The sequence below is a fragment of the Marinitenerispora sediminis genome (genome assembly GCF_003336425.1).
Lineage (GTDB): Bacteria > Actinomycetota > Actinomycetes > Streptosporangiales > Streptosporangiaceae > Marinitenerispora > Marinitenerispora sediminis.
Window position 1 is genome coordinate 1 of the sequence record NZ_QEIO01000217.1, and the last position, 6,556, is coordinate 6,556.

Below are 6,556 nucleotides of genomic sequence, written 5' to 3' on the forward strand. Positions count from 1 at the left end.
CCCCCGCCGGTCCGCGACCCGGCGGGGGCGGGTCGATGTTGGCCAGGTCGTCAAGGTTCTTGCCGAAAATGCCGGAAAGTTCCTTGCTGATGATGGCGTCGAAGCCCGTGGAGAGCCCGGCGCTGAGCAGGCCCTCGACAACACCGCCCAGAAGGGCCATCCGGGTGAGCTCGTCGTCGTTCTCCTCGCGGTTGCCCTCGGCGATCTGGATGCGCTGGATGATCGCGTCCATCGCGTACGCGAACAGCACGGCGATGGCGACGTTGCCGAGGAGCGTCCACACCAGCCAGTTGATGATCCGGCGGATCAGCTGGTTGCGGATGAACCGGAACATCGGGATCCACGCCAGCGAGCTGCCGCCCGTCCAGAAGGCCATGGAGATGGCCCAGGCGATTTCCAGGGCGAGCTGGATGAGCTGCGCGATCACCATCCATTTCGCGTACTCGACCTGGTTGGCCGCCTCTTTCGCGTATTTCTCGATCTCGGCGGCGAGTTCGGCGGCCTTCCCGACATAGTCGTTCTTGCCGGCCGTGAACTGGTTCAGCGACTCCTGGAAGAACTCGTTGGAATAGCCGTCGAAGGTCACCTCCACCTTGCGGCGGAGGATGACCACGAGCTCCGGTAGATCGGTTTCGAGGATGTATTTCGTGGTGCCGTAGACATCACCGAGCTGCCGCAACCGGTCCTCGTCCACCTTCGGCCACTTCGTGCCGGTGAGACCATAGAACAGGTTCGCGAGTTCGTCGGGCAGCTCCATCCCCATGGCGGGCTAGTTCACCCCCTCCGGGTTCCGGTCCCAGGCGTGTTGCCGGGAGTGTCGAAGTCGTTGGTCAGGCTGTCGGCGTAGTCGATGGCGTCGCCTTCGGTATTCAGGAACGTCCGCCGTGTCTTCAGCGTCTCCTCGGCGGTGTCACTGAAGGCGGTGATCAACGATCCCAGCAGCTCATCGAGATTGTCCAACATGGGGGTGAGGTTCTTCTCCAGCTGGTCGCCGATCTCCTCTCCGCCCTCGTAGATGACCCCGAGATGGGCGCGCTGGGCCCGCAGATCCGCTCGGACTTTGAACACCAGGTTGCTGGCATCGTAGATCTCGTTGCCGGCTCGACCGAGCTCGTCGGGATTGGCACCGAACGTCTGGTCCGCCATGGTCTCCTCCATTCCGCTCTGTGGGGTGGTTCCACCGGGCGCCGCGCCACACCGCCTCGGCTGCGGGGCGCGGCGAAACACCCGGCGTCGACCTCGTGGGCCTCCGTGTGTACGGGAGGCAGGAGGCTAGTCTTCCTCTTCTTCCTCCTCCTCCTCGTCCTCTCCGCCGCCGTATCCACCGCCGTATCCGCCACTGCCGCTACCGCTGCTCTGGGTGCCGAACGGCTGCCCCATGATCGCAGTGAGCTGCGTGGCGTTGAGCTCCTGGTCGTCCTCAAGGTCGGACCACCGCAGCATGCTCTCGCTGAGCTGGGTGGAGATCCGCGTCATCTCCACTTCGAGCTTGTCGAGTTCCTCGTAGATGTCTTTCAGGCCTTGGTCGACCCGCGACTGGAGCGTGCCGACGATGGGGAGGAACTCGGGGCTCCCGGCGAGGAGGTGCGGGCCGTCCTTCTGGTATTCCTCGAGGTTCAGCTTGTGTGCGGCTGCCTTGTCCCGGATACCGATCACGAAATCCTCGTTGAACCGCTGGATCTCGCTCAGGCGGATCGTGGTGACGTCGCCTTTGCCCTCGCCCTCGGTGCCCCCTCCGTCGCCCTCGCCCTCGCCTTCGCCTTCCTCGTCTTCGTCTTTCTTCTCTTCGTCCTCCTCTTCCTCGCCCTCGCCTTCCTCTTCCTCTTCGTCCTCCTCCTCTTCGTCCTCTTCTCCCTCTCCCTCTTCTTCTTCCTCTTCCGTCTCCTCCTCAGAATCGTCCTGCTGCGACGAGGAGCTCCCCGGGCCCGACGAATTCTCGCCGTTCTCTTCTTGGTCTTCTTCTTCGTCCTCGTCCCCGGGCTGGTGCACGACCGGAGAACCGCCCGAACCAGACGGCCCGGATTCCCGCTGGGCGGGAGTGCTCTCGGTGGGATCGAGCCGCCGCCTCTCCTCGCCGTTCTCCTCGTCCCCCGGGGCGGAGTCCTCGTCCGGGTTGAGCAGCGGGCCCTCGACTCGCTGGCCGGCCCCCAGCGGCGGGTCCTCCGCCGGCGGGGTGAGCGTCACCTCACCCGTCTCCGGATCGACCCCCACCGTGTTGTCGTCCAGGTCGGCCCGGACCGCACCGGTCTCCGGGTCGACAATGATCCGGCCGTCGGGGCGGTCGACGATGATGTCGCCGGTCTCCGGGTCGACGCTGATATGCGCGTCGCCTTCCTCCAGCGCGGACTCGTCGCCGGGAGCGCTCTCGTCCTCGCCGTTTCCGGCGGTGTCCTCGGGGTCGCCGACGATGAGCTCGCCCGTCTCGGGGTCGATGCGGACCCGGTCATTGCCGGTGTCCATCGAGACCTCGCCCGTCTCCGGGTCGATGGTCACGTTGCCGTTCGGGCCGGCGGTGATCTTGCCCGTCTCGGGGTCGACGGTGACCCGGCCGTTCGGGTTGTCCGGATCACCGCCCTTCGGGGTGAAGACCAGGTCCCCGGTCTCCGGATCCGCCTGCAACTCGCCGACGTCCGGGTCGACGGTCACGGACCCGTTCCCGTAGTCGACCTCGGTCTCCCCGGTCTCGGGGTCGGTGCGCACCAGGCGGGTCGGCTCCGCCTCGGCGGTGGGCTGCTGGGAGGCGACGTGCCCGGGGGTGCTCTCCTGCTGTTCGTTGGCGGGGGTGTTGCTTCCGGGCGTCTGCTCTCCGGGCGTCTGCTCTCCGGGCGTCTGCTCTCCGGGCGTCTGCTCTCCGGGCGTCTCCCCGTTGACGGGCTCGGTGACCGGGCGTTCGAGAGCGGGCTGATGGTCGGAGAGGCGTTCCGCCGGCCCTTCGGTCTCCTCGCCCGGCGAGCTCTCTCCTTCGGTCTCCTCGTTCTCGGAGGCCGGGGCGCCCCGGTTGCTGGGAAGCGGGGAGCCGCCGGGGCTGGCCGGCGAACCGGGGGAATCGGGGGTGCTCCGCGGGGCGGAGCCTGCGGGCACGGTCTCGCCGCGCTCGGTGTCCTCGAGGGCGTCCTCGTCCTGGGGGGCGTCCTCGTCCGGCGTGCGCCCCGGGGTCGAGGGCACACTGGGTGTCACGTCCCCGGCGGGGACCGTCTTGCTGGGAGTGCTCGGAACCGATGGCTGGAGGTCGGGCGCCTCGCCCGTCTCGGGCTGGTCGCCTTCCTCGTCGCCTGCGGGCCGGTCGCCGCCTTCCCGGTCACCAGCCGGCCGGTCGTTGTAGGCGGGCAGGGTCTCTGGCTGGTCGCCGGCGGGAATGTCGTCGCGGCCACCGCTCTCCGCCCGCTCCTCCTCGTCGGCGGGGGTGACGGTGACCGCCCCCGTCTCCGGGTCGACGCTGACACCGCCGTCGCCGAGTTCGACACCGACCGCGCCGTCCTCGGGATTGATCGTGATCCGGCCCTCGGGGCGGAACACCTGGATGAGTCCGGTCTCGGGGTCGATCCGGACCAGCGCCTCGCCGGGGTTGGGCATCGGGACCCCGACGCCGAGGGCACCGGTATCCCCTGCCGCGAGCGACGCCGGGTCGCCCACCGTCAGGCTGCCGCTCTCGGGGTCGATGGCGAAGGGGGCGTCCTCGGAGTCGAGGGTGACCGCGCCCGTCTCCGGGTCGATGGTGACCTTGCCGCCGCTGTGCAGGATGGTGAGGAGCCCGGAGTCCGGGTCGACGCTCACCTGCCCGGGCGGCGACACGGCCTTGCTGCCCTCCGGGCTCGCCGTGAACAGCCCCGTCTCGGGGTCCAGCCCGATGTCGTGCTCGCCGCTGTCGATGTGGACCATGCTGGTGCCGCTGTCGACGGTGACCAGGCCGGTGTCGGGATCGATCTCGATGCCGGGGGAGCGGTCCTCGTCCGCGGTGTCGGAGCTGACGGGGACCGCCGGCTCGCCCTTCAGCGGGACGTCCGGCCCGTTGTACGTGACGGGCTCTGAGGGGACCGACCGCATCGGCTCGGCCGGGATCTGCGGTTCCACCGGGAGCGCGGGTTCGAGCGAGGCCCGTTCGGCGCGCACCAGGGGCTCCAGCTCCTGCGGCTCTCCGCCCAGGGGCTCGCTGAGGGGCTGCGCCGGCTCCGCCGGGCGCTGCGGGTGGAGGGCGCGCGCGAACACCGAGGCGGTGTCCGTCGATTCGGTCATCGGGGTGTACTGCTGCGGAAGCTGCTCCTCCAGGGGCTGCTGCTCGCCGCTCCCGTGGGTTCCGCCGCTGTCACCGCCGTGGCCGGGCTGGTGGGGCTGCTGGGCTCCCGGCCGGACCTCCTGCCGGGGCAGGTTCTGCTTCATGGCCCGGAACGCCTCGACGGTCGTGTCGCTGTCGGCGCCAACGGTGACGATCCCGGTCTCGTCGTCGACGACGACCGGCCTGTCGCCGGCGTCGAGCCGCGTGACGTCCCCGTCGTCCTGCGTGATACGCAGCTCCCCGGTCGCGGGGTCGGTGCTGACGGGGTCGCCGGCCGAGGCCGCGACCGGAGCCATCATGGCCACGGTCCGCAGGACCTCGCGCGGCGAACTCGGATCACCCTCCTCGGAGGGAACAGGGGGGGAGCTGTCCCGGTTCTCGGTCATTGTCGTCTCCTAGCCCGCCTCGGGGCGTTCGCTCCTGCCGGGCACGTCCGTGCCCATGGGGAAGGGGAGGTCGAGTTTGCCCATCATCTGCGTCGGGTCGATTCGACCGTTCATCGCGTCGGCCATGTTCACGCCCTCCGGGGCGAACCGGCCCAGGGTCTGCGCGACGTGCGCGGACATCTGGTTGCGGGCGCGCTCGATGACGTCCTTGATCGCGCTCGACAGCTCCGCGGGTGCCATCTGGCGGTACTTCTGCGTGGGGAACTTCAGCTCCACCAGCTCGCCCTTAGCGTTCACCTTCGCGCTCACCGCTCGATCCTTGGACACGGCCTCTTCGGTTGCCGACTCCAGGCTTGCGTTTGCCTGCGCGAACTCCGCCATCTGCGTCCGAAGACGTGCGAGTGCCTGCTCCACCTGTTCGGGCATCGATGTACTCACGTGCCGCTCCCTTCTTCTCTTCACCGGGCACCGGACGCCCGAGAACGGACTTGCGGTCCTTGCCGGCGGTGCCCCAGACGCGCTCGTCCTCGGACAGCCAGGTCGAACGGTTGCGGTCCTGCTGGTTCTGCTGGCCCATGGGAGGCGGCATCATCGGCGGCATGCCGCCGCCCATGGGGGAGCCGCCCCCGTTCTGCATCTGCATCGGGTTCTGCGGCCCGGGGGGCGCGGTCAGGAAGCCGCTCTCGCCGGGACTCCCCGATGGTCCGCCCGCGCCGTTCTGCCCACCGGGCCCGGCGAACAGGGTCGAGCGGTCGGACGTGCCGGGACCCTGACCGTCGCCGCCGAAGCCGCCCGAACCGGGGCCGCTGCTCGACGGGCCGCCGCCGTAGTCCGGAATGTCGATCCGCGGCGGCGCGGGCAGGCCGGAGCCGTCCCCCGGTCCGCTGCTGGTGATGGGCCGCCCGGTCTCCGGGTCGATCCGCAGGCCGGTCTCGGGATCGATCGGATAGGTCGTCCCGGTCTCCGGGTCGAACGCCATCTGGAACCCGGTGTCGGGGTCGTACGGCATCCCCGTGCCCGGGTCGATCGGGAACGGCTGGCCGGTGTCCGGGTCCACCAGCACCGGCAGGCCGGTGTCGGGGTTGTACGGCAGTTCCGTGTCCGGATCGATGGGGAAGGGCTCGCCGGTCTGGGGATTGATCGGTATCCCGCTGTCGGGATCGACCGGGAAGCCGCCGGAACCGGGGCCGCTGCTCGTGATCGGTTCGCCCGTCATCGGGTCGATGCCGATCGGCTGACCGGTGGACGGGTCCATCTGGATCGGCAGGCCGGTGTCCGGGTCGTACGGCATCCCCGTGTCGGGGTCGATCGGGTAGGGCTGGCCGGTGTCGGGGTCCAGGGCGATGGGGAGCCCGGTGTCGGGGTTGTAGGGCATCCCCGTGTCGGGGTCGATGGGGAAGGGCTGGCCGGTCTCCGGGTTGAGGGGCAGGCCGGTGCCGGGGTCGGTGGGGAAGCCGCCGGGGAAGCCGCCGCCGCCGGGCCCGCCGCTGGTGATCGGCTGCCCCGTGATCGGGTCGATCGGTGTCGGCTGCCTCGTCTCCGGGTCGATCGCGACGGGCAGGCCCGTCTCGGGGTTGTAGGGCAGGCCGGTGTCGGGGTCGACGGGGAACGGCTGGCCGGTGTCGGGGTTGATGGGCAGCCCGGTGTCCGGATCGACCGGGAAGGGCGACCGGTTGCCCGGGCCCCGCTGGCCGGGGGGCGGCATGCTGCTGCCGCCGCCGGGCCCGCCCGGGAACATGGGCGGGGGCGGCATGCTGCTGCCGTTTCCGGGTCCGCTGAAGTCGGCGGGCGGGGGCGCCATGTTGCTGCCGTTTCCGGGTCCGCCGATGGTTTCCGGGACGGAGGGCGGCGGCATGTTGCTGCCGTTTCCGGGTCCGCCGATGGTTTCCGGGACGGA

The 6,556-nt window shown here is 70.1% G+C and carries 4 protein-coding genes and 1 pseudogene; all 5 read right to left on the bottom strand.

Annotated features, from left to right (window positions below; translation table 11 throughout):
* Positions 1-763, bottom strand: a 763-nt coding sequence (locus tag DEF28_RS24995) for a WXG100-like domain-containing protein (protein WP_147281094.1), incomplete at its 3' end; no start/stop codon positions are given.
* Between the two features lie 11 nt (positions 764-774).
* On the bottom strand, positions 775-1,146 hold the full coding sequence (locus tag DEF28_RS25000; protein ID WP_147280268.1) for a hypothetical protein: 372 nt from the start codon (positions 1,144-1,146) through the stop codon (positions 775-777).
* Between the two features lie 126 nt (positions 1,147-1,272).
* A complete protein-coding gene (locus DEF28_RS25005; protein WP_114400567.1) occupies positions 1,273-4,659 on the bottom strand; it encodes a hypothetical protein in 3,387 nt (1,128 codons plus the stop codon).
* Between the two features lie 9 nt (positions 4,660-4,668).
* Positions 4,669-5,040, bottom strand: a complete 372-nt coding sequence (locus tag DEF28_RS25010) for a YbaB/EbfC family nucleoid-associated protein (RefSeq protein WP_199493520.1) — start codon at positions 5,038-5,040, stop codon at positions 4,669-4,671.
* A pseudogene (locus DEF28_RS28170) lies at positions 4,946-6,556 on the bottom strand (hypothetical protein); the annotation flags it as partial. The gene DEF28_RS25010 and the pseudogene DEF28_RS28170, both read right to left, overlap by 95 nt.

What these genes read in the sequence shown, in the direction of transcription:
- DEF28_RS25000 (WP_147280268.1), bottom strand. Translation starts at nt 1,146, where the DNA reads ATGGCGGACCAGACGTTCGGTGCCAATCCCGACGAGCTCGGTCGAGCC.
- DEF28_RS25005 (WP_114400567.1), bottom strand. Translation starts at nt 4,659, where the DNA reads ATGACCGAGAACCGGGACAGCTCCCCCCCTGTTCCCTCCGAGGAGGGT.
- DEF28_RS25010 (WP_199493520.1), bottom strand. Translation starts at nt 5,040, where the DNA reads ATGGCGGAGTTCGCGCAGGCAAACGCAAGCCTGGAGTCGGCAACCGAA.